The following is a 24,056-nucleotide window of genomic DNA, read 5'->3' as shown; positions in this document are numbered from 1 at the left end:
CGTCACCAGACCGGCGGCCTGCGATCCCCCCAGAAGCCACCGACCGACGCCTCCACCTGGGACGACAGCGAGATGAGCGTCCCCTCGTCGCCGTACCTGCCCGCCAGCATGACGCCGATGGGCAGGCCGTCGGGCGTCCAGTGGAGCGGGAGGTTCACCGCGGGCTGGCCGCTCACGTTGTAGATGGCCGCGAAGGGCGCGAAGCGCATCATCCGCTCAAACGTCTCCTCGGGCGACTCGACGTCCTCGAACCAGCCCAGCGGCACGGGCGGCTGGGTGACGGTCGGCGAGAGCACCGCGTCGTACGCGTCGGTCACGAGCATCGCGAACCGGGTGGCGAGCTGGAGCGTCGACTGCGCCTGGAGGAACTCGGGGGCCGAGACGGCGTGGCCGCGCTCGCGCAGCCACGCGGTGAGCGGGCGCAGCTTCGGCTCCAGTTCCTCCGCCACCGGGTGCATGCAGGAGAAGCTGAACCACATCTTGACGAACTCGGGCACCACGTCCGGGCCGAACGGCGGCGCGATCTCCTCGACCTCGTGGCCGAGCGACTCCAGCACCGCCGAGGCGCTCTCGTACGCCGCGAGCACGTCGGGGTGGACCTCCGCGCCGGGCACGGCGGGCGTGGCGAACCTGGCGATCCGCAGGCGGCCCGGGTCCCGCCCGGCGTAGGCCGAGAACGACCCGAGCGCCGGCGCCGGAGCGTGGTAGAGGTCCCCGGGATTGTTGTGGGCCATGACGTCCAGCAGTGCCGCGGCGTCGGCGACGTTCCTGGCCAGCGGTCCGTTGGTCGACAGACCCGCGAGGTCGGGCATGATCGGGGCCGCGGAGATGCGGCCGCGGCTGGGCTTGATGCCGTACAGGCCGCAGACGGAGGCGGGGATGCGGATCGAGCCCGCTCCGTCGCTGCCCTGCGCGGCGGGCGCGAGACCGGCCGCGACGGCGGCGCCCGCTCCCCCGCTCGACCCCCCGGCCGACCGTGTGGTGTCCCACGGCGTGCGGGTGGGCTCGTGCAGGTAGGTCTCCGTGTAGCAGGGCATGCCGAACTCGGGGGTGCTGGTCTTGCCCAGCATGATCGTGCCGGCGTCCCGCAGGCGCTCGACCACGCTGTCGTCCGCGGGCGCGACGAACCCTTCGTACGTGGCCGAGCCGAAGTAGACCGGCACGTCCTTGACGAAGTTGAGGTCCTTGATCGGGATCGGTACGCCCAGCAGCGGGGGGAGGTCCTCGGCGTCGCCGGCGGCGAGCCGGGTCTCCTGCTCGCGCGCCTGGGCCAGGGCCCGGTCGGCGGTCACCGTGACGAACGCCCCCAGGCCGGGGTCGAGCCGCTCGATGCGCTCCAGGTAGTGCTCGGTGATCTCGACGGGAGAAAGTTCACCCGTACGTACGGCTGCCGCCTGCTCAAGGGCGGTAAGATCGTGAATGTGCGCCACGCTACCGAACGGTAGGCCTCCGGGCCGCGGATATCTAGAGAAGATACCCGCACTTCCGCGCAACGAATCGGCTCAAGCAGGCCACAAAAGTATGAACCATCCAACACTAGGCAAGCTGCTGACGGCTCAACTACCGTGAGTGATGTGGATACCGGTCTAGCGCCAGAAGACGGTCACGATACGTCACCTATCTGGGTGGGTGACCAATCGTCGGAGCAGGCGGAACGCCCTTCGGCGCCACCTGAGGCGCCGGAGTCTCCCACGTACGCTCCGGTCGAGCGCACGTCGCTCAGCAGCCTGTGGCAGGACACGCGATACCGCCACCTGCGCCGCCGGGCCCTGATCGCGGTCGCGGCGGGCGTGGTGTTCGCCGTGCTCTTCGGCAGCTGGCGGCTCGGGCTCACCGCGGCCATCCTCGCGTGCGTCGCCGACGCCGTCGTCCGAGCGAGGACGGTCTCGACCATCCCCGCGTGGCGGCGCGCCTCCGCGGCGGAGCGTCAGACGGAGGCCCAGCTCAAGAAGCTGGAGCGCAACGGGTACAAGACGCTGCACGCGCGGGCCATCCCCGGCAGCGAGGCGCAGATCGACCACCTGGTGGTCGGGCCCACCGGCGTGTACGCGGTGGACTCGGAGAAGTGGGACAAGCGGCTGCCCGTCCGGGTCCAGTCGCACCGCAAGCTCTTCCACGGCCCGTTCAACCAGAAGCCGCGCCTCGACGAGGCCCGGTGGGAGGCGGCGCAGGCCAGCGACCTGATCAGCAAGGCGCTCGGCCGGGAGATCACCGTGGTGCCGTCCCTGGCCATCTACGGGCCGCCGATCCCGTGGCGCATCCTCAACATCCGTGAGGTGGACGTCTTCTCCGGCGGGCTGGTGCGCAAGTGGATCACCAAGCGGGAGAGGTCGCTCACCACCGCCGAGATCGACGCGATCTTCCGGGCCGCCGAACGCGTGCTGCCCGCGCGGTATCCCGAGTAGACACGTTCCGAGTCGTGGACAGCGGGTCTCGGCAGCCGGGCACTGGTCGTACCATTTGAAGACTCAGTAGTCTCCGGATGGGGGTCCCTCGATGCCCGCTCTCAGGTCCCGCACTGTCACTCATGGCAGAAACATGGCCGGCGCCCGTGCGCTGCTCAGGGCCACGGGCGTAGCGGGCAGCGACCTCGGCAAGCCGATCGTCGCTGTGGCCAACAGCTTCACCCAGTTCGTGCCCGGCCACGTGCACCTGCGCGAGGTCGCCGAGGTGGTGGCCGGCGCGGTCCGCGAGGCGGGGGCCATCCCGCGCGAGTTCAACACGATCGCCGTGGACGACGGCATCGCGATGGGCCACGGCGGCATGCTCTACTCGCTGCCGTCCCGCGAGCTGATCGCCGACGCGGTCGAGTACATGGTCAACGCCCACTGCGCCGACGCGCTGGTCTGCGTCTCGAACTGCGACAAGATCACGCCTGGGATGCTGCTCGCCGCCTTCCGGCTCAACATCCCCACGATCTTCGTGTCCGGCGGCCCGATGGAGGCCGGCAAGATCCCCGGCCGCAAGCTCGACCTGATCGACCCGATGATCGCCTCCGCCGACACGAGCGTGTCGGACGCCGACCTCCTGGCGATGGAGGAGAACGCCTGCCCGACCTGCGGGTCCTGCAGCGGCATGTTCACCGCCAACTCCATGAACTGCCTGGCCGAGGCGATCGGCCTGGCCCTGCCCGGCAACGGCACCACGCTGGCGACCCACAAGGCCCGCAAGACCCTGTTCGAGAACGCGGGACGGCAGATCGTCGACCTCGCCCGGCGCTACTACGAGGAGGACGACGAGTCGGTCCTGCCGAGGAGCATCGCCACCCGCGAGGCGTTCGAGAACGCGATGGCGCTCGACGTCGCCATGGGCGGATCCACCAACACGATCCTCCACATCCTGGCCGCCGCCCGCGAAGCGGGCGTCGACTTCGGGCTCAAGGAGATCAACGAGCTGTCGCTGCGGGTGCCGTGCCTGTGCAAGGTCGCCCCCGCGACGATGAAGTACCACGTCGAGGACGTGCACCGGGCGGGCGGCATCCCCGGCATCCTCGGCGAGCTGGACCGGGCCGGTCTGCTCCACCGCGAGCTGCCGACCGTCCACTCCGCCTCCATCGCGGAGTACATCGCCAAGTGGGACCCCAAGTCGCCCGAGGTCACCGACGAGGCCGTGGAGCTGTGGCACGCGGCGCCCGGCAACGTGCGGACCATCAAGGCGTACTCGCAGGACGCCCGCTGGGAGTCGCTCGACGTCGACCGCGCCGAGGGCTGCATCCGCGACCTCGACCACGCCTACACCAAGGACGGCGGCCTCGCCGTGCTGTACGGCAACCTCGCCCAGGACGGCTGCGTGGTCAAGACGGCCGGCGTGGACGAGTCGATCTGGCGCTTCTCCGGCCCCGCCGTCGTGTTCGAGTCGCAGGAGGACGCCGTCGAGGGCATCCTCGGCGACCGGGTCAAGCCCGGTGACGTGGTCGTCATCCGCTACGAGGGCCCCAAGGGCGGCCCGGGGATGCAGGAGATGCTCTACCCGACCAGCTTCCTCAAGGGCCGGGGCCTGGGCAAGGCGTGCGCGCTGGTCACCGACGGCCGCTTCTCCGGAGGCACGTCGGGCCTGTCCATCGGCCACGCCTCCCCCGAGGCGGCCGAGGGCGGCACGATGGCCCTGGTCGAGGACGGCGACATCATCGAGATCGACATCCCCGGCCGCTCGATCGAGCTCAAGGTGGCCGACGACGTGCTGGCCGCCCGCCGCGAGCGGCTGCTGGCCGACCTCGGCGGCTACCGGCCGCGCGACCGGCACCGCCCGGTGTCGGCCGCACTGCAGGCGTACGCCGCGCTGACCACCTCGGCATCGACCGGCGCGTCCCGCGACCTGTCCCAGCTCTCCCGCTAGAGCCTGCCGCTCGGGGCCGCCTCCGTGGTTACGGAGGCGGCCCCGCGTCTTTCATGGCGCTCAGCTGTACGAGACCGACTGCAGGCTGCAGTTGGTGACCCACGGGCCGGGGTAGACCGGATTGGTGGTGCAGCCCCAGCTCGCGGTCACGGTGGTGGTGCCCGCGGGGATGCTGACGCTGCCCACGGAGCCGGTGAGGTCGTACGTGTGGCCACTGCTGCACAGGGCGGCGACGCCGACGGATGTGGCCCCGCTGGGCAGTGCCTGCGAGAAATGCCACGCGTGCGTGGCCGGGTCCGCCACCACGCTGCCGCCGGGCACCGGCGTGGACGTGGAGGGGGGCGAGGTGACGACGCTCGGGATGGAGGGGTACCAGTCCCTCGTGTCCCCGGAGTAGTTGTTGTTGAGGCAGTCCACGGTGGCCTGCAGCGTGACGGTGGCGGCCGTGGCAGGCGTGGGCGCGAGCGCCAGGCTCAGTACGCCGGTCGTGGCGAGCGCCGCACCGAGCGCGAGCACCCGCCGGGCCGATTTCGCAGCAAACATGGGTAGTCCCTTCTCCCGCCTCTGACATCAGCCACAGCGAATGCACCACCTCCCCCGGTACACCGTCAATCGCCTGCGTTTTCGGCAGGCCGGAACATCCTGCGGCCGATATGCGAAATCGCACTCCGCCGAGGGCCCGAAACCTGTTACCGGCCGGGTCCATCGGCCGGAATCCGATATGCAGCGGCGATCGCGAAATGCATGCCGGAGATTCGGCGAAACGTTTCGCAAACCAGGCCCGCCGCGATTTCGAGCGCGTCCCGGCCCGGTGAAATATTCAGCGTCCGGGCACGAAGGCGCGATCACGCCCGGCGCGGCGGCATCGGACAACGGTCCGGCTACGTCCGGCGCCGTGTCCGCTCGCCCGGGTGGAAACGACAGGAAAATGTGCCCACGAAGGCAGCTCCTCCTGCCCCTTGCATCGAGCGAGCGTTCGGAAAAATGTCAGTCCTCGTCGTTATTGTCGAGGTATGGCCAACGTCATTCGGCACTCGCTGACCGCCGAGGAACTTGCCGCCCTCGCCCTGTCGCTCGCTCACCTCGGTGCCGGCCCGCAGTCGGTCACCGCCCGGCGCGGCCTGCGCCACGCTTTCGAGCACCTCGATCTGGACGACGACGTCATCGCCACGACCCTGACCACCCTGACCACTCCGCTGCCCACCGACGTCGCCCGCCGGGCGCGGGCGGTGGCCAACGCGATCACCGCCCGACTGGTGATCCGCATCCAGTATCACGACGCCGGGGGCCGGATGACGGTCCGCGACGTCGAGCCGGTGACCTGCCTGGTCCACGGCGAGTTCTGGTATCTGGTCGGCTGGTGCCGCATGCGCCGGTCGATCAGGGCCTTCCGCTTCGACCGCATCCTGGCGGTCGAGCCGACCGACCTGCCGGCCCGCCCCCACCTGCCGCAGCGCTACCTGCCGTTCCAGCGACGCTCACGGACCAGGCGGCCGTCCGCGGCCTGAGTCCGCGGCCCGCGGGCGTGGCACTCACGCCCGCGGGCCACACGCGGGACACAGGTCAGATCAGCCGCCGCAGCAGCCACCGCCGCAGCATCCGCCGCCCGCACCGCCCGCCGGACGGGCGGCGGCAGCCCCGGACGCCCTGCCCGTGACGGCCACGGTGGACAGCAGCTTCACGGTGTCGTCGTGGCCGGAGGGGCACACCGCCCGGTCGCCGGACTCCGCCATGGGACGGTTGAGCTCGAACGTCGACCCGCACGCGCGGCAACGGTAGTCATAGCGAGGCATGCGTCCAGATTAAGGCCAGGCGCGGCGACCGCGAGCGCCCCGGGGGACACCCTCAGGCGAAGTGGATGGTCGCGTAGTCGGCGATGGGCCGGTAGCCGAGCCGCTGGTAGATCGAGTTCGACGTGGGGTTGTTCAGATCGGTGAACAGCAGGACCTCGGCGGCCCCGTCGTCGAGCGCCTTCCTGCTGGCCGCATGGGTGACGGCGCTGCCGTACCCCCGCCCGCGCAGCTCGGGCGGGGTGTAGACGGGCCCGATCCGTGACATGCCGGCGATCGGCGCGGAGACGCCGGCGATGGACACGGGCCGGTCGTCGTCCTCCCACCAGATCAGTTCCTCGCGGTTGACCCGCGCGGCGACGACCGGGGTGGGATCGGCCGTGCGGTCGACGTGCGCCTCGTCCTGGAACTCCTGGAAGAAGCGCACGGCCATCGGCAGGTCGTCGGGGCCGGCGACGCGGGGCTTCCCCGGTGCGGAGGGAGCCCGCAGGGCGCCGAGACGGTAGAGCCGCTCGGCCCGCCGGTGTGTCTCCGGCCGCCACCAGGCGCGTGCGAACGCCTCGGCGGCGGCCACAGGACCGCCGACCGCGCGCACGTCGTGGTCCATCTCGATCAGATCCCGCGCCAGCAGGGGAAGCGCCGCGAGCGGGACGTCGCCCAGCGCGAGCGGATAGGGCGGCGTCCGGCAGGCCGCCCCCGCCACCGTGTCGCCGTCCTCCAGCCAGGCCAGCAGGGGATCGGCCGTGAACTGGCCGCCGCGGATCCCGCGCAGCACGGTCAGCATGATCGTGTTGCGGACGGGATCGCGCAGCAGCCAGGGTTCGGCCGCCGCGGCGTACTCCTCCACGTCGGCGGTGATCGTCCATTTCATGACGTCACCCGTCAGGCCGCCGTCTCCGACAGGTAGGGCGCCCACTGCGGATCGCCGTCGAGTTGCGCGCCGATGAGCCGCCAGTGCGCGCCGTGCGGCACCACGGGGGCCACGTGCAGCGCCCACCCGATTTCCTCCAGCAGCCTGTCGGCCTTGCGGTGGTTGCACGGCATGCACGAGGCGACGCAGTTCTCCCAGGTGTGGGGGCCTCCCCGGGACCGCGGGATGACGTGGTCGATGGTCTCGGCCCGCTGGCCGCAGTAAGCGCAGCGGAAGTTGTCCCGGCGCATCAGCGCCGCCCGGGTGAGCGGGATACGCGTCCTGTAGGGGATGCGGACGTAGCGCCGGAGCCGGATGACCGACGGGACGTCGAGCGTGCAGGTGGCCGAGCGCAGTACCGCGCCCCGGCCGTCGCGATGGACGACGTCCGCCTTCTCTCTCAGCACCAGGATGACGGCCCGGTGCAGGGAGAGCGTGGTCAGCGGTTCGTATGTGGCGTTCAGTAGCAGGACTTGGCGCATCAGCCGGCCTCCACAGCGGTCTCGGCTGTGCGCCTGGGTTGTGGCCCCGTCTGTTGGGACCCGGGTGCTTCCGTCACAGGGACCTCCGCCGGACGGCCCAGCGGATCGTCACCACGGCACCGCCCTTCAGCAAAGTGTGGCCTTCTCGGCGGCCCCTTCGCCACCCCATAAAAAGGGTCCGCGAGGTGAACGACTGGAACGCCTGCTGCTTCTATGCCCAGCTGTTCACCCCTTTATTCCCGCCTTGGCCGGGTACGGACGATGTACCGTCGCAGTCGTCCGGCTGATTTAAAGTGCCAGCATGAGCCTAGTGCCGTACCCACCAGCCCGCCGTGACGACATCGTCGACGATCTCCACGGAACGCCCGTCCCCGACCCGTACCGGTGGCTGGAGGATCCGGACGACCCGGCGACGAAGGAGTGGCTGGACGCGCAGGAAACCCTGTTCCGGTCCGCCGAACTCGAAGGGCGCGACCACTTCCGCGAGCGCATCGCCGAACTGCTGCGCTCCGGGTCGGTGGGCACGCCGTCCTGGCGCGGCGAGCGCCGTTTCTTCACCCGCCGGGCCCCCGACCAGGAGCATCCGGTCCTGTACGTCGCGGACGGAGCCGGCGAGCGCGCGCTGCTCGACCCCACTGCCCTCGACCCCTCGGGCCTGACCACGCTCGACTCCTACCAGCCGGACAAGGAGGGAAACCGGCTGGCCTACCAGATCTCCGTCGGCGGTGACGAGGAGTCGCGCCTGTACGTCGTCGACGTGGCGACCGGGAAGGTCGTCGAGGGGCCGATCGACCGCTGCCGCTACTCCCCCGTGGCCTGGCTGCCCGGCGGTGAGGCGTTCTACTACGTGCGCAGGCTTGCGCCCGCGCTGGTCCCGGCCGGCGAGGAGCAGTTCCACCGCCGCGTCTACCTGCACCGCGTCGGCACCTCGCCCGACGACGACGTGCTGATCTTCGGCGAGGGCCTGGAGAAGACCAACTACTACGGAGTCTCGGTCTCCCTCGACGGCAGATGGCTGTCGATCTCCGCCTCACGGGGAACGGCCCCGCGCAACGACCTGTGGGTGGCCGACCTGGTCGCCTCGTCGCCGCAGGCGCCGGAACTGGTCACCGTGCAGCAGGACGTCGACGCCCAGACCGGGCTCCACTTCGGCCGAGACGGGCGGCTCTACGTCTTCACCGATCTCGACGCCCCACGTGGGCGGGTCTGCGTCACCGCGCCGGAGACGCCCGGCTCGGAGCACTGGCGCGACCTGATCCCCGAGGACGCCGAGGCGGTGCTGTCCGACTTCGCGATCCTCGACGGCATGGCCGACCCGGTCCTGCTCGCCGGCTGGACCCGGCACGCGATCGGCGAGATCTCCGTCCACACCCTGGAGAGCGGCGAGCGGATCGGTGAGGCCCCGCTGCCGGGGCTCGGCTCGATCGGGGGGATCTTCGAGCGTCCTGAGGGCGGGCACGAGGCCTGGTTCAGCTACACCGACGGCATCACCCCGACCGCGGTGTACCACTACGACGCGCTGACCGGCGAGACCTCGCTCTGGGAGGCGCCCCCCGGCGCGGTGGAGGTGCCCGAGGCGACGACCGAGCAGGTGGTCTACCGGTCCAAGGACGGCACCGAGGTGCACATGCTGGTCACCTCACGCCCCGGCTCCGGGCCCCGCCCCACCATCCTGTACGGCTACGGCGGCTTCGGGGTCCCGATGAGCCCCGGGTTCTCCGCCACGACGCTGGCCTGGGTCGAGGCGGGCGGCGTCTACGCGGTCGCCCAGCTGCGCGGCGGCGGCGAGGAGGGCGAGCAGTGGCACCGGGACGGCATGCTCGGCAACAAGCAGAACGTCTTCGACGACCTGCACGCCGCGGCCGAGCACCTCATCGCCACCGGCGTCACCAGCCCGGACCGGCTCGCCATCTCCGGCGGCTCCAACGGCGGCCTGCTCGTCGGCGCGGGACTCACCCAGCGTCCCGACCTGTACGCGGCCGTCGTCTGCCTGGCCCCACTGCTCGACATGGTCCGGTATGAGAAGTTCGGTCTCGGGGCGACCTGGAACGTCGAGTACGGCTCGGCCGACGTGCCGGAGGAGTTCGCCTGGCTGTGGGGTTACTCGCCGTACCACCACGTGCGTGAGGGGGTGTCGTACCCGGCCACGCTGTTCGCCGTGTTCGCCTCCGACACCCGCGTCCATCCCCTGCACGCGTGGAAGATGGCGGCGGCCCTGCAGCACGCGCAGGCGGGCGACCGCCCGATCCTGCTGCGCAACGAGACCGAGGTGGGGCACGGCGCCCGGGCCGTGAGCCGGTCGGTCGATCTCTCGGCCGACCAGCTCGCGTTCCTGGCCCGGCACACCGGCCTGAAGGTCGGCTGAGGGCAGGGTCAGCGCGGGAAGATGATGGTCTTGTGGCCGTCCAGCAGCACGCGGTGCTCGGCGTGCCAGCGGACGGCCCGGGCCAGCGCCTGGCATTCGAGGTCACGGCCGATCGCGGCGAGGTCCTCGGACGAGTGGGTGTGGTTCACCCGGGCGACCTCCTGCTCGATGATCGGTCCCTCGTCGAGGTCGGGCGTCACGTAGTGCGCCGTGGCGCCGATCAGCTTCACGCCCCGGGAGTACGCCTGGTGGTACGGCTTGGCGCCCTTGAACGACGGCAGGAACGAGTGGTGGATGTTGATCATGCGCCCGGCGAGCTTGGCGCACATCTCCTGCGAGAGCACCTGCATGTAGCGGGCGAGCACGACCAGGTCGGCCTGATAGTGGTCGACCAGTGTGAGGATCTCCGCCTCCTGCCGCGGCTTGGTCTCCGTGGTGACCGGCAGGTGGTGGTAGTCCACGCCGTACGACTGGGTGAGCGGGCGCAGGTCGGGGTGGTTGGACGCGACGCCCACGATCTCGATGGGCAGCAGGCCCGAGCGCACCCGATAGAGCAGGTCGTTGAGGCAGTGGTCGAACCGGCTGACGAGCACCAGCGCCCGCGTCCGCACCGCGAGGTCGAAGAGCTGGAACTCCATGGCGAACTCCGACGCGAGCGAGGCGAACGCGACCCGCAGCTCGTCGGCGGGGGACCCGCTCGAGAACTGCACGCGCATGAAGAACCGCTCCTCGACCGGGTCGCCGAACTGCTGGCTCTCGATGATGTTGCAGCCTTTCCCGGCCAGCAGCCCGGAGACGGCCGCGACCACCCCGGGCCGGTCCGGGCAGGACAGGGTCAGCACAAATTCAGCGCTCATGCTCAGATCCTCGACGGGTGACGATGTCGGCTTCAAGGGTAGGGCCAGCGAATCGAAGGGTGCGGGCAGGTGGAGACACCCACGGCGGACGACCGGCCGGCCGCCCGCCGTGGGTGTCCCCCCGCGTCATCCCTCCTTCTCGTGCCGCTCCAGCGCCGCGCGTACGTCCGGGTCGCCGGGGGCCAGGGCCAGCGCCCGGCGCAGGTCGAGCAGCGCCTCCCGGCCCCGGCCGAGCGCGTCGAGCGCGGTGGCCCGGTTGAAGTACAGGGCCGCCTCCTCGCCCAGCTCGATCGCCCGGGTCAGGTCGTCGACGGCGCCCCGCGCGTCGCCGGTCTCGAACCGCAGGGTCGCGCGGTTCGCCCAGGCCGAGGCCAGGCGGGCGTCGGCGGCCAGCGCCGCGTCGAAGGCCAGGGCGGCCTCCGCGTAGCGGCCGGCCTCGGTCTCCAGCTGCCCGAGCACGCCGTGCAGGTGCGCGTTGCCGGGGTCCAGGGCCAGCCCCGCCTCGACGTCGGCCCTGGCGGCCTCGTGCTCGCCGAGCATCTCCAGCACGCCGGCCCGGTTGACGTACGCGTCGAGGTAACCGGGGTCGAGTTCGAGCACGTGGTCGAGGTCGGCCCGGGCGCCGTCCAGGTCCCCGGCGGCCAGGCGCAGCTCCGCCCGGTTGTAGTACGCCTCGGGAAGCGGCGGGCCCACCCGCATCGCGGTCTCGTAGTCGGCCAGCGCCGCGTCCGTACGTCCCATCTCGAACAGCAGGTTGCCCCGGTCGAGGTAGTGGTCGGGGAAGCCCGGGTCGATCGCGACGGCCCGGTCGAAGTCGGCCAGCGCCTCCTCCCTGCGGCCCAGTCGCGCGAGAAGCTGCGCGCGGTTGGCGAACAGCACCATTCGATGCACGGGGTGGGCGTCCGGCGGAAGGTCGCGCTCGGCCAGGTCGATGGCCGACCGCACCAGGCTCAGCGCCTCGTCGGCCCGCCCCTCCCGCAGCTCGATCAGCGCGCGGCCGTTCTGGTCGAACCCGAGTTTGAAGGCTCGCGTCCGCCGGTCGGGCAGCAGCGTGGAGATCGCTATCGCCTCATTGATCCAGGCTCTGGCCCTGGCCAGGTCGCGCCGCGCCGGATCGCGGTCGCGCGCGTCGAGCATCGCCGTGCCGTACGCGGCGGCGGCGTGCACGGCCGGATCGACGCTGACCCGCCGGGCCTGGTCGTACAGTTCCTGCGCGTGCGCCCGCCGGCCCAGTCCCGCCAGGGCGGTCGCGGTGCGGTGGATGAAGCGCCACCACAGGTCGGAACCCGGCTCCACCAGCCGCAGGCCGCGCGAGCCCAGCTCCACGACCGCGTGCAGGAAGCCCTCGGTGACGCAGTGGTCCACCGCCGCCCACAGGGCTCGCGCCGCCGCGTCCAGGTCGCCGGCGTGCTCCAGGTGGTAGGGCACCGCGCCCAGAGCGTGCTCCGCCGCCGCGGCGCCGGCCCTCAGCTCGGCGGCGCGCCGGTCGTGCCGGCGCTCCCGTTCCTCCGGCGGCAGCGACAGGTACGCCCGGTAGGCCCGGGGGTCGTCGGAGGTGCAGTCCGAGGCGACGTAGTCGTCGGGCGGCCCTCCCTGGGCCCGTGCCTCCACCAGCCGCATGCCCTCCTGCGTGCCCTCCCACGACGGCTCCGCGGAGCCCAGGGCCAGCGTCAGATCCGGCACCCGGCGCGCCAGGACCCGCAACAGTTCACGGTCGGCCGGATCCGCCTCGTGCAGGTTGTCCACCAGCAGCGTCCGCGGCCCTTCGAGGCAGTCGCGGACGAACTCGGCGATCCCGTTGGCGATCCGCAGCGTGCGGCGCGGCGCGGGCACGAGGATCCGCTCGTCCTCCGTCAGGCGGGCTTCGATGCTCTGCCGCCGTGCCGGCACGAGGGGGCGCAGGCTGGGAGCGACGGCGCGGATCTCGATGTCGTGTTCCGCCACCAGACCCGGGGAACGCTCCAAGGCGACCGGGACGAGGGCGCGCAGGATCGCGCCACCGATCGTGTACGGACCGCGTAGCCGGCGGTGCCCGTTGACGACGGGCGCCACGGAGGGCGGCACCTCCGGGGCAAGCGCTCGGAGGGCCGCCACGCGGTCCCGGGAGAGGTCTCCCCGGACCCAGATGTGGCTCGGGTGGTCCCTCACCCCTTGTGGATGACGCTCGAGGTACCGCTGAGCTTGGTCGTTCCCGGCTTGCGGATAATGATCTTCTTCATCACGCCTCTTTCCCCACTCTTGCGGACAAGGCACAAGTATTCGCAGGGATCAGCTATCCGCCAAGGGATGGAAGCATTATCTATCGGGAGAAAAGTGGAGAGACTACGGCATTTAGCTGCTTCTCGATATAAATCACCACGTTGTCGCCGCGTACCTCGCGCCTCAGCTCCCGCCACCCGGATTTGCGATAGAGCTCCAGCGCGGCGACCTGACGCAGGGTGGTGTCACCGCGCAACGTCCTGTAGCCGAGCCGCCGCGCCCGCTCCTCGAGCTCCTGCGTGATCTGCGCGCCGTAACCGCGCCGCTGGTGATCAGGGTGGACCCGGAGCCGGCACATCTCGGCCGCGTCGGCGTCGATGCGCCGCAGGCCGCCCATCGCGACGAGCCCCGCCCCGGGCACCTCCCCCACCAGGAAGTCGCCCCTGGCGGCCAGGTAGACCTCGGTGATCCGGGGGAAGTCGTCGTCGTAGTAGACGCCGTCACCCGGCACGACGCCCACCTGGGCAAGGCCGATCTGGTGGAGGGACCACACCGCGTCGAGGTCGGACCAGCGGTATCGCCGGATCCTCAGCGGCGCGGTCCCGCTCTCCCCGCCCCTCACGGGATCTCCCGGCTCGAGATCTCCCGCCAGCGCGTCTCCTGCCACACGTCCTCCTCGGTACCCACGTCACCCGGCGTCCCGGATCAGTTCCGGCGGGATCGTGACGCGGCTCTGCTTGATCACCTCACAGAATGCCTGCAGCCGGGGGGAGTCGCCGTGCTTGACCCTGACCGCCTTCGCCAGGTCGTACGCCGGTTTGAGCAGCAGGTCGGTCCGGTAGTCCTTGTCGACCAGCTCGATGGCCTCCTGGCCCAGCTTCAGCGCCGCGTCGACGTCGCCGTCGATGAGCCGGCACAACGCCTGATCGAACCGGATCAGGGTCTGGTCGAGCAGGTCCTCGTCGGAGTACTTGGCGAGTGCCTGCTCCAGGATCACGTCGGCCTCCACGGTCTGCCCCAGCTTCACCAGGACGTCGCCCTGGTAGAAGTAGAGCTGCCGCTCGGTGTAGCCGAAGGCCGGGTCCTCCCGGTCGCTGTCACTCATCTGCTGGAAGGCCGCCCTGGCGCGGTGCAGGGCTCGCTTGGCCTGTTCGACCACCTCGTGCCGCGAGCCGTTGATACCGGCGATCTTCGCCAGCGCCCTCGCCTCGACGACGGGCGCCATGGTCCGCGCGGCGCAGGGGGTGTGGCCTGCCAGGTCGCGGCTCTTCTTCGCCAGCGTGAGCGCCTCGCGTGGGTCGCCGTAGTAGAGCGGGACCAGCGCCTCCCGGGCGGTGACCCAGGCACGCAGGGCCCGGTCGCCGGTCTCGTCCGCCGCCATCCGGCCCGTGCGGAAGAACGAGCGGGCCATCCGCTGGTCCCCCAGGTCGATCATGATCATCCCTGAGAGCCCGGCGAGCTGGGCTGCCATCCGGCACAGCCGCTCCTGCACGTCGATGGGCTGCCGGCGGTCCAGGGCCTTGCGCACCGAGGCGAACTCCAGCATGACGTCGCAGAGCAGCCGTACAGGCGGGGTGTTCATGTACTGCCGCCCGAAGCCGGACGTGGCCTGCTCCCATTGGTCGAGCATCGCCGGCGAGACGGTGGCCGTGACCATGGTTTCGTCCATCCGCCGGCGGAGGTTCTCCACCGCGCCGAGCACCTCTTCGTTGAGCTCCTTGAGCCCAACCGCCCCAACGGTGCCGCCGGCGAGGAGCCTCAACAGCGTCCTCCGTAGCACGTTCTCGTCCTCCTCGCCCCCGTCGACCGAATGGGTGCCGCCGCCCGACGGGGGCGGCGCACCCCACGGAGCGGGTGAAGTGATGGGTCTGTCCTCTTCTGGGGCCCCGCCACCTAATTCGGCCAGGTGTCCGTGACCGCAGATGCACGGGCTTTCGAACCCGAGGGCCAGCGGTTCCACCCGGTAGACCGAGCACAGGTAGTGGAGATACTCCGGGCCGGGCCGCTTCATGCCCGACTCGTACGCGGACAGTAGCGTCTCGCCGATGCCGGGGACGGCTTTTCCGTCCCTCTCGAAGAGAGCGCGCACCTGCTCGATGACGTCGGCGAGCGCCACACCGTGCGAGAGGCGATGTGCCTTGATCCGGGTCGTGCCGAACTGCGACCCGCAGTCGTTGTGGATCTCCTCGGCGATCTCGGCCAGACTGCGCCTGGTGGCCAGGCCTCGCGCCCGGATCCGACGCGCGATCTCCGTCTCCCTGTGTTGCCTGCCGGACATTCCGGCCCCTCTCTCGTGGCCGGCCGCACTAGCAGCCCTGGTCTCGACCGGTCCTCGCTTGGTGACGGAGAGTGACCCACTCGTCGCGCTCCGACCACACCATAATGATGGACCATAGTTGGCGCGGCCAAGTCCCCAACTTGAACGTGTCGATTAAGGATCGTCTCCCGATAGGGGTTTTCTTTCAACCGATATGGGTTTTCCTTCACCGCGGCCACTTCTCGCCCTCGTTGACCCGAGCACTTCCGTGAGCCATCTTGGGCGCACCAGAGTGAACAGACGGGAACGCAAAGTACACATTCCGCCCGCGAACGGAAATGAAGGAGGACCTACGGTGGGGGAGGACGATTTCCGGCGCCTGGAACATCTGGTGGCCGAACTCGACGCGCGGGGTTTACTCGCGCGAGTCGTGCGCACCCCGTCGGGCCGCGCCTACGTACGCGTGATCAATCCCGACGCGACGAGCCTCACGGAGAACGTCGTCTGCCAGGCGGCCGACTACTGGTGGTCCTGGGGTGAGCGGATGCACCGGGCGGACGACCCCGCCGGAGCGGCCACGAAGGTGGCCCGCGTGCTTGCCGCGGTGAGCGAGTAGGGGAAGGCGGCGGCCCCCAAGGTGAAAGCAACAGTGAAAGCGCAATCGCCATGGGCCGCCGCATCCACCGCGGCCTCGGGGGGCGGGCAGGACGCCCGGTGCGGAGCGTGGTCGTCGTGCCGCCCCGGCGCGACGGCGACGCTGCGGCGTCCCGCCCGCCCCGACCCCGCATCTTGCGGGCCGACCGGTTCGCCGGTCGTCATGGACCGCCGTCCGGCCCTGTCGAGCAGGTTGGGCCGGGCGGCGATCGAGGGGATCCCCACTTGGAGAACGGCGTCGGACGCGCTTCCGGGTGCGCGCCCGCGCCCTGCCCCGCCGTCACTGGAGCGTGTCCGGTCCGCCCTCCGCGGCACCCGGACGGGACGCGCTTCCGTCTTCCCCGGCGATGTGACGGAGGCCGGATCAGTCGGCAGTATTGGCTACGTTCAAGAACTGCCGTTGATCCGATCCGGGGGGGATCCACCTCGTGTTACCGCTGTCGCCCGCGACGCCCAGTCCTGAACCGCCCATTCCCGACGCGGATGCGATGGTCGCGAAGGTATCGGAGGCGTGTGCGAACAACGAGGGCGTCTTCTGCACCGTCCTGAACAGCGCCCTGCCCGGCAGAGCCTTCCCCGCCTGGGTGCAGCTCGTGGCGGGCATCATGGACGTGCTGCTCCTGATCGTCCTGATCCTGGCCGGGGCACTGATCATCCGGAACGTCGTGCACCGGCTGATCACCCGGCTCACCATGCGGGCCAGCGTCGGCGTGCTGCCGGAACGGCTGCGCGGCAAGACCGTGCTGACCAGCACGGAGGCCGCTGCGGCGATCATGACCGAGCGCCGCAGGGCGCGGGCCGAGACGATGGGCTCGGTGCTGCGGAGCATCGCGTCCGTCGTGATCCTGGGCACCGCGGCCTTGATGGTCTTCGCGAAGCTCGGGGTCGAGCTGGCGCCGTTGCTCACGAGCATCGGCATCCTCGGTGTGGCGGTCGGCTTCGGCGCCCAGGAGCTGGTCAAGGACTTCATCGCCGGCATGTTCATGCTGCTGGAAGACCAGTACGGCGTCGGCGACGTGATCGACACCGGGGTGGCCGTCGGCACGGTGGAGGCCGTCACGCTCCGCATCACCCGCCTGCGCGACGCCGACGGCAAGGTCTGGTACGTGCGCAACGGCACGATCACCCGGGTCGGCAACGAGTCGCAGGGCTGGTCGCGGGCCGTGGTGGACGTCCCGGTTCCGTACGACAGCGACGTGGCGACGGTCCGCGAGCTGCTGAAGGACCTCGCGCTCGACATGTGGGAGGACCCGGAGTACCGGGACACGATCATCGTCGAGGAGCCGCAGGTCTTCGGCTTGGAGTCGGTGTCGGGCTCGTCCGTCATCTTCCGGGTCAGCGTGAAGACCATGCCCGCGCGGCACCAGGAGGTCGCCCGTGAGCTGCGCCTGCGGGTGAAGCGGGCCTTCGACGAGAAGAGCCTCGCCTTCGCCACCTGACCTTACCGACCGGTAACTGTCTTAGGCTGAAATCGTGACCAGCGAGCAGACCCTGTCCTTCTTTGAGGCGATCGGCGGCGAGGAGGCCTTCGAGCGCCTCGTCCGCCGGTTCTACGAGGGCGTCGCGGAAGACCCGCTGCTGCGCCCGATGTATCCCGAGGAGGACCTCACCGGGGCGGAGGAGCGGCTGCGCCTGTTCCTCATGCAGTACTGGGGCGGCCCGAGGACCTACAGCGAGCAGCGCGGCCACCCCCGGCTGCGGATGCGGCACGTGCCGTTCGTGATCGGCGAGGCGGAGCGGGACGCCTGGCTGCGGCACATGGGCGACGCCGTGCGTTCCCTCGGCCTGCCGGCCGAGCACGAGAAGCAGCTGTGGGACTACCTCGTCTACGCCGCCCACAGCATGGTCAACGCATAAGTAACGGAAGCAGCGGGCAGCCCAAGACTCATGGAAACAACCCCCTGGTGGCGTGATGCCGTTGTCTATGAGATCTACGTTCGCAGCTTCGCCGACGCCTCCGGCGACGGTACGGGCGACCTGGCGGGAATCCGCGACCGCCTGCCCTACCTCGCCGAGCTCGGCATCGACGCGATCTGGCTGACCCCCTTCTACCCCTCCCCCATGGCCGACGGCGGCTACGACGTGGCGGACTACCGCGACGTCGATCCGCTGTTCGGTTCGCTGGCCGACTTCGACGACCTGGTCGCCGACGCGCACGCCCACGGCCTGCGGCTGATGGTGGACATCGTGCCGAACCACAGCTCGTCGGCCCACCCCTGGTTCCAGAAGGCCCTGGCGTCCCCCAGGGGCTCCCAGGAGCGCGAGCGGTACATGTTCCGGGACGGCGGTCCCGAGGGCGGCGGAAGCGGCCACGGAGAGCCGAACAACTGGCTGTCGACCTTCGGGGGTCCGGCGTGGACCCAGGTGCCGGACGGGCAGTGGTACCTCCACCTGTTCGCGCCCGAACAGCCCGACTTCAACTGGCGCAACCCGGAGGTGCGGGAGGAGTTCCTCGACATCCTGCGGTTCTGGCTCGACCGAGGGGTGGACGGCTTCCGGATCGACGTCGCGATGGGCCTGATCAAGGCGGAAGGGCTGCCCGACACCGATCCTGGCTTCACCTCGAAATCGCCGATCTGGAGCCAGCCGGAGGTGCACGACATCTACCGCGACTGGCGGCGGGTGCTCGACTCCTATCCCGGTGTCCGCGTCGCCGTCGGCGAGGTCTGGACGGACTCGGCCGAGGACCTCGCGTTGTACGTGCGGCCGGACGAGCTGCACCAGAGCTTCAACTTCGCCTGGCTGGAGGCCCCCTGGTCGGCCACGGCCTTCCGGAAGGTCATCGACGACACACTCAAGTCCCTCGCCTCGCCGACCTGGGTGCTGTCCAACCACGACGTCGTACGGCACGTGACCCGCTACGGCCAGGGGTCGCTCAACCCGGGAGCAGGTCTGGCACGGGCCCGCGCGGCGCTGCTCACCATGCTCGCCCTGCCGGGGTCGGCCTACCTGTACCAGGGTGAGGAGCTCGGGCTGCCCGAGGTCACCGACCTGCCGCCGGAGGCGCGGCAGGATCCGATCTTCGCGCGGTCGAACGGCGAGGTGCCGGGCCGCGACGGCTGCCGGGTGCCGCTGCCCTGGACGGGCACCGAGCCGCCGTACGGCTTCGGGCCTGGCGGGTCGTGGCTGCCCCAGCCGGCGGACTGGGCGGACTTCACGGCCGAACGGCAGGCGGCCGACCCGTCCTCCACGCTGTGGTTCTACCGCCGGGTGCTGCAGACGCGCCGGGAGCTGCGCGGCACGCTGCCCGACGCGATCACCTGGCTGGAGTCGCCGGAGGAGACGCTGCTCTTCCAGCGGGGCCGGCTGATCTGCGTGATCAACTGCGGCGAGGGCGCGGTCGCGCTCCCGCCCCACGACCAGGTGCTGATCACCAGCGGCCCGCTCGACGGCACCGCACTTCCCGCCGACACGGCCGCCTGGCTGCTCACCGGCTGACCTCGCCCTGCCTCCGGACCGGCCGCGGGCTCTTCGCCGCCGCGGCCGGTCACGATCGCTTCAGTCCGCCTGGTGAACGCCGGGCGGATGCGGGCGGCTACGCCGGTGGCGGCGACGCCGCGCCCGGCGTGGGCCATATGTGCCCAGCAGCGTGGTCTCGGCCGGCGAATCGCTTGAGGTACGCGAGTTCGTCCTCGTCGAGCCTGCGGGGGCGTGCCGCCGCGGCGTCGTAGGCGACCATGACCGTGCTCGCCTCGACGTAGAGCGTCTCGTCGTCGCGGATCTCGTACGCGAGGGTGAAACGGACCCTGGAGATCTCGGTGACCCACATCTCGACGCGGACGGGATCGGAGCGGAAGGTCAGGGGCCGCCGGTAGTCGATCTCGTGCCGGGCGACCACCAGGTCCTGCCGGCGGCCGGTGATCTCACGCGGCCGCTCCCACAGCATGGACACCCGCGCGTCCTCTAGGAAGTCGAAGAAGCGGACGTTGTTGACGTGGCCGAAGCTGTCGATGTCGGCGAAGCGCACCTTGCGCTCGAAGACGTAACGGGTCACCTGCTCTGGGAGATGGCGCAGCTCGGTCACCGGTCAAACCTAACGGGTGCCCGTCCCCCGCGCGGCGGCGGGGGACGGGACGGAAGGCCCGCGTACAGCGGAAGGGGACGCGGCTCAGTCGCGGGTGAGCTTGCGGTAGGTGACGCGGTGGGGGCGGGCGGCGTCCGCGCCCAGGCGCTCGATCTTGTTCTTCTCGTAGTCGGCGAAGTTGCCCTCGAACCAGAACCAGTTCGAGCCCTCTTCCCACGCCAGGATGTGGGTGGCGATGCGGTCGAGGAACCACCGGTCGTGCGAGGTGATCACGGCGCAGCCCGGGAAGTCGAGCAGCGCGTTCTCCAGGCTGGACAACGTCTCGGTGTCGAGGTCGTTGGTGGGCTCGTCCAGGAGCAGCACGTTGCCGCCCTGCTTGAGGGTGAGCGCGAGGTTGAGCCGGTTGCGCTCGCCGCCGGACAGGACACCAGCGAGCTTCTGCTGGTCGGGGCCCTTGAAGCCGAACGCCGCGACGTACGCCCGCGAGGGCATCTCGACGTTGCCGACCTTGATGTGGTCGAGCCCGTCGGAGACGACCTGCCAGACGTTCTTGCTCGGGTCGATGCCGGCCCTGCCCTGGTCCACGTACGAGATCTTGACGGTCTCGCCGACCGTGACGGACCCGGTGTCCGGAGTCTCGGAACCCGTGATCATCCGGAACAGCGTGGTCTTGCCGACGCCGTTCGGGCCGATGATGCCGACGATGCCGTTGCGGGGCAGGTCGAAGGACAGCTCGTCCATGAGCAGCCGGTCGCTGAAGCCCTTGCTCAGCTTCTCCGCCCGGATGACCGTCGTGCCCAGGCGCGGGCCCGGCGGGATCTGGATCTCCTCGAAGTCGAGCTTGCGGTACTTGTCGGCTTCGGCGGCCATCTCCTCGTAGCGCTGGAGACGGGCGCGGCTCTTGGTCTGGCGGGCGCGCGCGTTGGAGCGCACCCACTCCAGCTCCTCCTCCAGGCGCTTCTTGCGCTTGACGTCCTTCTGGCCCTCGACCCTCAGACGCGCGGTCTTGGCCTCCAGGTAGGTGGAGTAGTTGCCCTCGTAGGCGAAGCACCGGCCGCGGTCGAGCTCCAGGATCCAGCCGGCCACGTTGTCGAGGAAGTAACGGTCGTGGGTGACGGCCAGGACGGTGCCCGGGTACTTCTCCAGGTGCTGCTCCAGCCACTGGACGCTCTCGGCGTCGAGGTGGTTGGTGGGCTCGTCGAGCAGCAGCAGGTCGGGCTGCTCCAGCAGCAGCTTGCACAGCGCCACTCGGCGCCGCTCGCCACCGCTGAGCGTGGTCACCTCGGCGTCGGGCGGCGGGCAGCGCAGCGCGTCCATGGCCTGTTCGAGCTGGCTGTCGAGGTCCCATGCGTTGCGGTGGTCGAGCGCGTCCTGCAGGCGGCCCATCTCCTCCAGCAGTTCGTCGCTGTAGTCGGTGGCCATCTGCTCGGCGATCTCGTTGAACCGGTCGAGCATCGCCTTGGTCTCGGCGACGCCCTCCTCGACGTTCCCGAGCACGGTCTTCGACTCGTTGAGCGACGGCTCCTGCAGCAGGATTCCGACCGTGAAGCCGGGCATCAGCCGGGCCTCGCCGTTGGACGGCTGCTCCAGCCCCGCCATCATCTTGAGCAGCGTCGACTTGCCCGTGCCGTTCGGGCCCAGGACGCCGATCTTGGCCCCCGGCAGGAACGACAGCGTGACGTCGTCGAGGACCACCTTGTCACCGTGCGCTTTGCGCACGCGCTGCAACGTGTAGATGTACTCCGGCATACCTTCAAGCCTAGGGGATCGCACCGGCAGCGCCGTCCGCGCTGCGGGGAGGTGGGGCCACTGGGGCGGCCGGGAGGCAGATCCTGTCCCTGCCGAGCTCTTTGGCACGGTAGAGGGCGAGGTCGGCGGCGGCCAGCAACTCGATGAGGTCCTCACCGTGAACGTTCATGATGGCCACCCCGGCGGAGACCGTGACCGTGACCGTCGCCTGCTCGGCGGGGACCACCATCCGGCCCACGCGGGTGCGCAGCCGCTCGGCCACCCGCCTCGCCTCGTGCACGTCGGCGCCGGGCAGCAGCACGACGAACTCCTCGCCGCCGAACCGCCCCACCACGTCGTACTCGCGCAGTTGCGTACGGAGGGTGGCGGCCACCTGGGCGAGGACCTGGTCGCCCACCAGGTGGCCGTAGGTGTCGTTGACCTTCTTGAAGTGGTCGATGTCCACCAGGACCAGCGCGAGTGCCTCCCCGGTCCGCTGGGCCCTGACGATCTCCGTGTCCGCCTCCCGCTGCCAGGCGGCCGCGTTCAGCAGGCCCGTCTTCGGGTCCGTGCGGGCCGCGGCCTGGAGCTGGGCGTGCAGCAGGCTCCGCTGGAGCAGCACGACGGGCGGCAGCACGAGCAGCAGCAGCGCCAGGTTGAGGCCGCAGACGACCGCGACGAGCACGCCGAGGCAGAGCTCGACCGCGTCGAGCAGGACGCGTTCGCGGTCCCACAGGACCTCGCCCCAGCGGCCCTCCGGGTCGGACGCGTGCGCCGCGACCGCGATCAGGGCCGTGTTGAGCACCGTGAACAGCACCGCGCAGGCCGCCGCGACCGCGATCGGCCCGCCCTGCCCCGACGACAGGTGCGTGGGGACGGAGACCCAGCGATGGAAGACGGCCGAGGCGCTGGCCGCCGCGAGTCCGATCGCCGCCGCGCTGAACACCCGGCGGTACAGCACGGTCGCCCGGACCCTGAGCTGCAGCAGGATCTGCATCGGTATGGGCGCGAGCAGGGCGTAGACCGGCGGAAGCAGGAACGCCACCGGCAACCACCAGGCGGACAGCAGGTCACGGGACACACCGGCGGGCATGCCGAGGCGGCGGGTCGCCTCGATGCACACCGCACCGCACGCGGTGAGCGCCCCGAACATGGCGAGGTGGTGGGCGTGGAACGCCGTGGATCTCGCGAGCACCGCGATCAGGACCGCGTCGAACGCCACGATCGCGCACACGTAGGACACGAGGGCGGGCGGCTGGGCCAGCAACGGCCAGCGACTTCGTGAGCAGATCGCGCTTCGCGGCCTGGCCGAGGTCTGACCGGTTGCCGTCATCCCGCCCCCCAGTAGCCGAAGCCCAACTCACGATGAGTAACACAATAGTTGCGGAGTGTGCGATGCGCGACGGGAACCGCTACCTTGGCACGATGGCCATCTGTATCTGATGGACTAAGGAGGCATCTGCGGCGGTTTGCCCGCGGACCCTCCGTCGCCGCCTCACCGAGACTCACCCGCGGCGCGCGACGCAGTGCCGCGCCCTCCCGATTGCACAAGCCGGCTATGGGCGTGGCCGTGCCGCGGTCGTCCGCGGCACGGCCATGGTCACGACCCTGCCGCGCGGGCTTCGGTCAGGCGGCCAGAGCGCGTGGGAGCCAGGGGTCGCCGCTGTCCTGACGGTCATTGTCCGCGCTCTCCGGGTCCGCGCTCTCCGGATCCGGCGTATCGGCCGGGTCGGTCGCGACGGTCGCGGCCGTCGCCTCCGGCGCGTCTCCCGCGTCCGTCTCCTCCGGCGCGGCGGCCTGTCGCGTGTCGCCGGGCTGCCAGGCTCCGTCGGCCTGGCGAGCGCCGGCGGTCCCCCACGCTCCGGCGGCAGGAAGGGCCGAGCCGTTCACGCCTCGTTCGCCGACGAGGGCGTCGAACGCCTCGTCGCCGCCTCCCTCGACGACGGACGCCCCACCGAGGGCGGTGGGACCGGTCAGCTCCCACTCGCGCGTCGCGTCTTCCATCGCCTGGCGCTCGCCGTCGCTCGGCGCGCCCGCCGAGTAGGCCCGGATCGGCTTCTCGAACGTGGCGATCCCCCACTTGAGGTCATGGCCCACCGAGCCGGCCTCGATCTCCGCCCAGAACCGCTGCTCACCGTCGCGCTCGAACTGCTTGATCCGCAGCTTGCCGTACACCACGACCGGGTGGCCCTTGCGGATCGACTGCTGCACGTTGTCCGCCAGGCCGCGGTAGCACCGCACGGTGTAGTAGGTGGTGTCCCTGGTCTGCCAGGTGTTGGTCTGCTGGTCGAGGACGCGCCTGTTGACGGCCATCCGCATCGAGGTGACACGTGAGCCGTCGCGGAACTGGTACTGCCGGGGGTCGTCGGTGACGTTCCCGCTCAGCGTGACGTAGATGTCGTTCATCGAAGTGCCTCCCCGGCCCGGTCACTCGCCGGGCTCGGGGACACACTGG

Annotated in this window: 20 protein-coding genes and 1 pseudogene; 8 read left to right on the top strand and 13 right to left on the bottom strand. The window is 70.6% G+C overall.

Annotated features, from left to right (window positions below):
• Positions 1-2: 2 nt before the first annotated feature.
• Positions 3-1,430 carry an amidase gene (locus ACQEVJ_RS09830; protein ID WP_433099393.1) on the bottom strand — a complete coding sequence of 476 codons (1,428 nt, stop codon included), beginning with the start codon at positions 1,428-1,430 and terminating at the stop codon, positions 3-5.
• A gap of 195 nt (positions 1,431-1,625) precedes the next feature.
• Here ACQEVJ_RS09830 and ACQEVJ_RS09825 point away from each other — a divergent pair, with 195 nt between their 5' ends.
• Complete coding sequence (locus tag ACQEVJ_RS09825; RefSeq protein ID WP_433099391.1) at positions 1,626-2,405, top strand: nuclease-related domain-containing protein; 780 nt, start codon at positions 1,626-1,628, stop codon at positions 2,403-2,405.
• Between the two features lie 91 nt (positions 2,406-2,496).
• Entirely contained in the window at positions 2,497-4,335 is a 1,839-nt protein-coding gene (gene ilvD / locus ACQEVJ_RS09820) for a dihydroxy-acid dehydratase (RefSeq protein WP_433099389.1), read from the top strand.
• 60 nt (positions 4,336-4,395) lie between these two features.
• Here ilvD and ACQEVJ_RS09815 read toward each other — a convergent pair whose 3' ends face one another.
• Positions 4,396-4,878 (bottom strand): hypothetical protein, encoded by a 483-nt coding sequence (locus ACQEVJ_RS09815; RefSeq protein WP_433099387.1) that lies wholly within the window; start codon positions 4,876-4,878, stop codon positions 4,396-4,398.
• A gap of 470 nt (positions 4,879-5,348) precedes the next feature.
• On the opposite strand from ACQEVJ_RS09815, the gene ACQEVJ_RS09810 reads away from it, so the two are divergent.
• Positions 5,349-5,843 (top strand): helix-turn-helix transcriptional regulator, encoded by a 495-nt coding sequence (locus ACQEVJ_RS09810; RefSeq protein WP_433099385.1) that lies wholly within the window; start codon positions 5,349-5,351, stop codon positions 5,841-5,843.
• Between the two features lie 60 nt (positions 5,844-5,903).
• On the opposite strand, the gene ACQEVJ_RS09805 is transcribed toward ACQEVJ_RS09810, so the two are convergent.
• From ACQEVJ_RS09805 to ACQEVJ_RS09795, 3 genes are read right to left on the bottom strand one after another with little or no spacing between them, the layout of a single operon-like run.
• On the bottom strand, positions 5,904-6,128 hold the full coding sequence (locus ACQEVJ_RS09805; RefSeq protein WP_433099383.1) for an FmdB family zinc ribbon protein: 225 nt from the start codon (positions 6,126-6,128) through the stop codon (positions 5,904-5,906).
• Between the two features lie 52 nt (positions 6,129-6,180).
• Positions 6,181-6,996, bottom strand: coding sequence for a GNAT family N-acetyltransferase (locus ACQEVJ_RS09800; RefSeq protein ID WP_433099381.1), 816 nt, complete (start codon positions 6,994-6,996; stop codon positions 6,181-6,183).
• Positions 6,997-7,007: 11 nt separating this feature from the next.
• Positions 7,008-7,517: an HNH endonuclease gene (locus tag ACQEVJ_RS09795; RefSeq protein WP_433099379.1), complete on the bottom strand. Its 510-nt coding sequence runs from the start codon at positions 7,515-7,517 to the stop codon at positions 7,008-7,010.
• A gap of 301 nt (positions 7,518-7,818) precedes the next feature.
• Between ACQEVJ_RS09795 and ACQEVJ_RS09790 the strand changes: the two genes are divergently transcribed.
• Positions 7,819-9,882 (top strand): prolyl oligopeptidase family serine peptidase, encoded by a 2,064-nt coding sequence (locus tag ACQEVJ_RS09790; RefSeq protein ID WP_433099377.1) that lies wholly within the window; start codon positions 7,819-7,821, stop codon positions 9,880-9,882.
• A gap of 8 nt (positions 9,883-9,890) precedes the next feature.
• Here ACQEVJ_RS09790 and purU read toward each other — a convergent pair whose 3' ends face one another.
• From purU to ACQEVJ_RS09770, 4 genes are all read right to left on the bottom strand, one after another.
• Positions 9,891-10,739, bottom strand: a complete 849-nt coding sequence (gene purU / locus ACQEVJ_RS09785; protein ID WP_433099375.1) for a formyltetrahydrofolate deformylase — start codon at positions 10,737-10,739, stop codon at positions 9,891-9,893.
• Between the two features lie 126 nt (positions 10,740-10,865).
• Positions 10,866-12,791 (bottom strand): tetratricopeptide repeat protein, encoded by a 1,926-nt coding sequence (locus ACQEVJ_RS09780; RefSeq protein WP_433099373.1) that lies wholly within the window; start codon positions 12,789-12,791, stop codon positions 10,866-10,868.
• 247 nt (positions 12,792-13,038) lie between these two features.
• A complete protein-coding gene (locus tag ACQEVJ_RS09775; RefSeq protein WP_433099371.1) occupies positions 13,039-13,605 on the bottom strand; it encodes a GNAT family N-acetyltransferase in 567 nt (188 codons plus the stop codon).
• 21 nt (positions 13,606-13,626) lie between these two features.
• Positions 13,627-15,216: a tetratricopeptide repeat protein gene (locus ACQEVJ_RS09770; protein WP_433099369.1), complete on the bottom strand. Its 1,590-nt coding sequence runs from the start codon at positions 15,214-15,216 to the stop codon at positions 13,627-13,629.
• Positions 15,217-15,550: 334 nt separating this feature from the next.
• On the opposite strand from ACQEVJ_RS09770, the gene ACQEVJ_RS09765 reads away from it, so the two are divergent.
• The 4 genes and pseudogenes from ACQEVJ_RS09765 (at position 15,551) to ACQEVJ_RS09750 (ending at position 19,287) form a co-directional block, all read left to right on the top strand.
• Positions 15,551-15,811 carry a hypothetical protein gene (locus ACQEVJ_RS09765; protein ID WP_030509616.1) on the top strand — a complete coding sequence of 87 codons (261 nt, stop codon included), beginning with the start codon at positions 15,551-15,553 and terminating at the stop codon, positions 15,809-15,811.
• A 526-nt stretch (positions 15,812-16,337) separates the two neighbouring features.
• Entirely contained in the window at positions 16,338-17,288 is a 951-nt protein-coding gene (locus ACQEVJ_RS09760) for a mechanosensitive ion channel family protein (protein ID WP_433099366.1), read from the top strand.
• Positions 17,289-17,340: 52 nt separating this feature from the next.
• Positions 17,341-17,700: pseudogene (locus ACQEVJ_RS09755) on the top strand (globin); the annotation flags it as partial.
• A 36-nt stretch (positions 17,701-17,736) separates the two neighbouring features.
• Positions 17,737-19,287, top strand: a complete 1,551-nt coding sequence (locus ACQEVJ_RS09750) for a glycoside hydrolase family 13 protein (protein WP_433099364.1) — start codon at positions 17,737-17,739, stop codon at positions 19,285-19,287.
• A gap of 97 nt (positions 19,288-19,384) precedes the next feature.
• Here ACQEVJ_RS09750 and ACQEVJ_RS09745 read toward each other — a convergent pair whose 3' ends face one another.
• The 4 genes from ACQEVJ_RS09745 to ACQEVJ_RS09730 all read right to left on the bottom strand — a co-directional run bounded on the left by ACQEVJ_RS09745 (position 19,385) and on the right by ACQEVJ_RS09730 (position 24,007).
• Positions 19,385-19,873 (bottom strand): acyl-CoA thioesterase, encoded by a 489-nt coding sequence (locus tag ACQEVJ_RS09745; RefSeq protein ID WP_433099362.1) that lies wholly within the window; start codon positions 19,871-19,873, stop codon positions 19,385-19,387.
• Positions 19,874-19,957: 84 nt separating this feature from the next.
• Positions 19,958-21,622, bottom strand: a complete 1,665-nt coding sequence (ettA, locus tag ACQEVJ_RS09740; protein WP_433099360.1) for an energy-dependent translational throttle protein EttA — start codon at positions 21,620-21,622, stop codon at positions 19,958-19,960.
• 10 nt (positions 21,623-21,632) lie between these two features.
• Positions 21,633-22,934 carry a GGDEF domain-containing protein gene (locus tag ACQEVJ_RS09735; RefSeq protein ID WP_433099358.1) on the bottom strand — a complete coding sequence of 434 codons (1,302 nt, stop codon included), beginning with the start codon at positions 22,932-22,934 and terminating at the stop codon, positions 21,633-21,635.
• A gap of 293 nt (positions 22,935-23,227) precedes the next feature.
• A complete protein-coding gene (locus tag ACQEVJ_RS09730) occupies positions 23,228-24,007 on the bottom strand; it encodes a single-stranded DNA-binding protein (RefSeq protein WP_433099356.1) in 780 nt (259 codons plus the stop codon).
• Positions 24,008-24,056 lie beyond the last annotated feature (49 nt).

It is taken from the genome of Microbispora sp. CA-102843, from assembly GCF_050936215.1.
Taxonomy (GTDB): domain Bacteria; phylum Actinomycetota; class Actinomycetes; order Streptosporangiales; family Streptosporangiaceae; genus Microbispora.
The sequence above is the reverse complement of the archived record's forward strand: the minus strand, read 5'-3'. Positions and strand labels throughout refer to the sequence as shown.

Bases quoted from the DNA above. Each gene is read 5' to 3' on its own strand.
- ilvD (WP_433099389.1), top strand. From the start codon at position 2,497: ATGCCCGCTCTCAGGTCCCGCACTGTCACTCATGGCAGAAACATGGCC.
- ACQEVJ_RS09815 (WP_433099387.1), bottom strand. From the start codon at position 4,878: ATGTTTGCTGCGAAATCGGCCCGGCGGGTGCTCGCGCTCGGTGCGGCG.
- ACQEVJ_RS09810 (WP_433099385.1), top strand. From the start codon at position 5,349: ATGGCCAACGTCATTCGGCACTCGCTGACCGCCGAGGAACTTGCCGCC.
- ACQEVJ_RS09805 (WP_433099383.1), bottom strand. From the start codon at position 6,128: ATGCCTCGCTATGACTACCGTTGCCGCGCGTGCGGGTCGACGTTCGAG.
- ACQEVJ_RS09800 (WP_433099381.1), bottom strand. From the start codon at position 6,996: ATGAAATGGACGATCACCGCCGACGTGGAGGAGTACGCCGCGGCGGCC.
- ACQEVJ_RS09795 (WP_433099379.1), bottom strand. From the start codon at position 7,517: ATGCGCCAAGTCCTGCTACTGAACGCCACATACGAACCGCTGACCACG.
- ACQEVJ_RS09790 (WP_433099377.1), top strand. From the start codon at position 7,819: ATGAGCCTAGTGCCGTACCCACCAGCCCGCCGTGACGACATCGTCGAC.
- purU (WP_433099375.1), bottom strand. From the start codon at position 10,739: ATGAGCGCTGAATTTGTGCTGACCCTGTCCTGCCCGGACCGGCCCGGG.
- ACQEVJ_RS09770 (WP_433099369.1), bottom strand. From the start codon at position 15,216: ATGTCCGGCAGGCAACACAGGGAGACGGAGATCGCGCGTCGGATCCGG.
- ACQEVJ_RS09760 (WP_433099366.1), top strand. From the start codon at position 16,338: ATGGTCGCGAAGGTATCGGAGGCGTGTGCGAACAACGAGGGCGTCTTC.
- ACQEVJ_RS09750 (WP_433099364.1), top strand. From the start codon at position 17,737: ATGGAAACAACCCCCTGGTGGCGTGATGCCGTTGTCTATGAGATCTAC.
- ettA (WP_433099360.1), bottom strand. From the start codon at position 21,622: ATGCCGGAGTACATCTACACGTTGCAGCGCGTGCGCAAAGCGCACGGT.
- ACQEVJ_RS09735 (WP_433099358.1), bottom strand. From the start codon at position 22,934: ATGACGGCAACCGGTCAGACCTCGGCCAGGCCGCGAAGCGCGATCTGC.
- ACQEVJ_RS09730 (WP_433099356.1), bottom strand. From the start codon at position 24,007: ATGAACGACATCTACGTCACGCTGAGCGGGAACGTCACCGACGACCCC.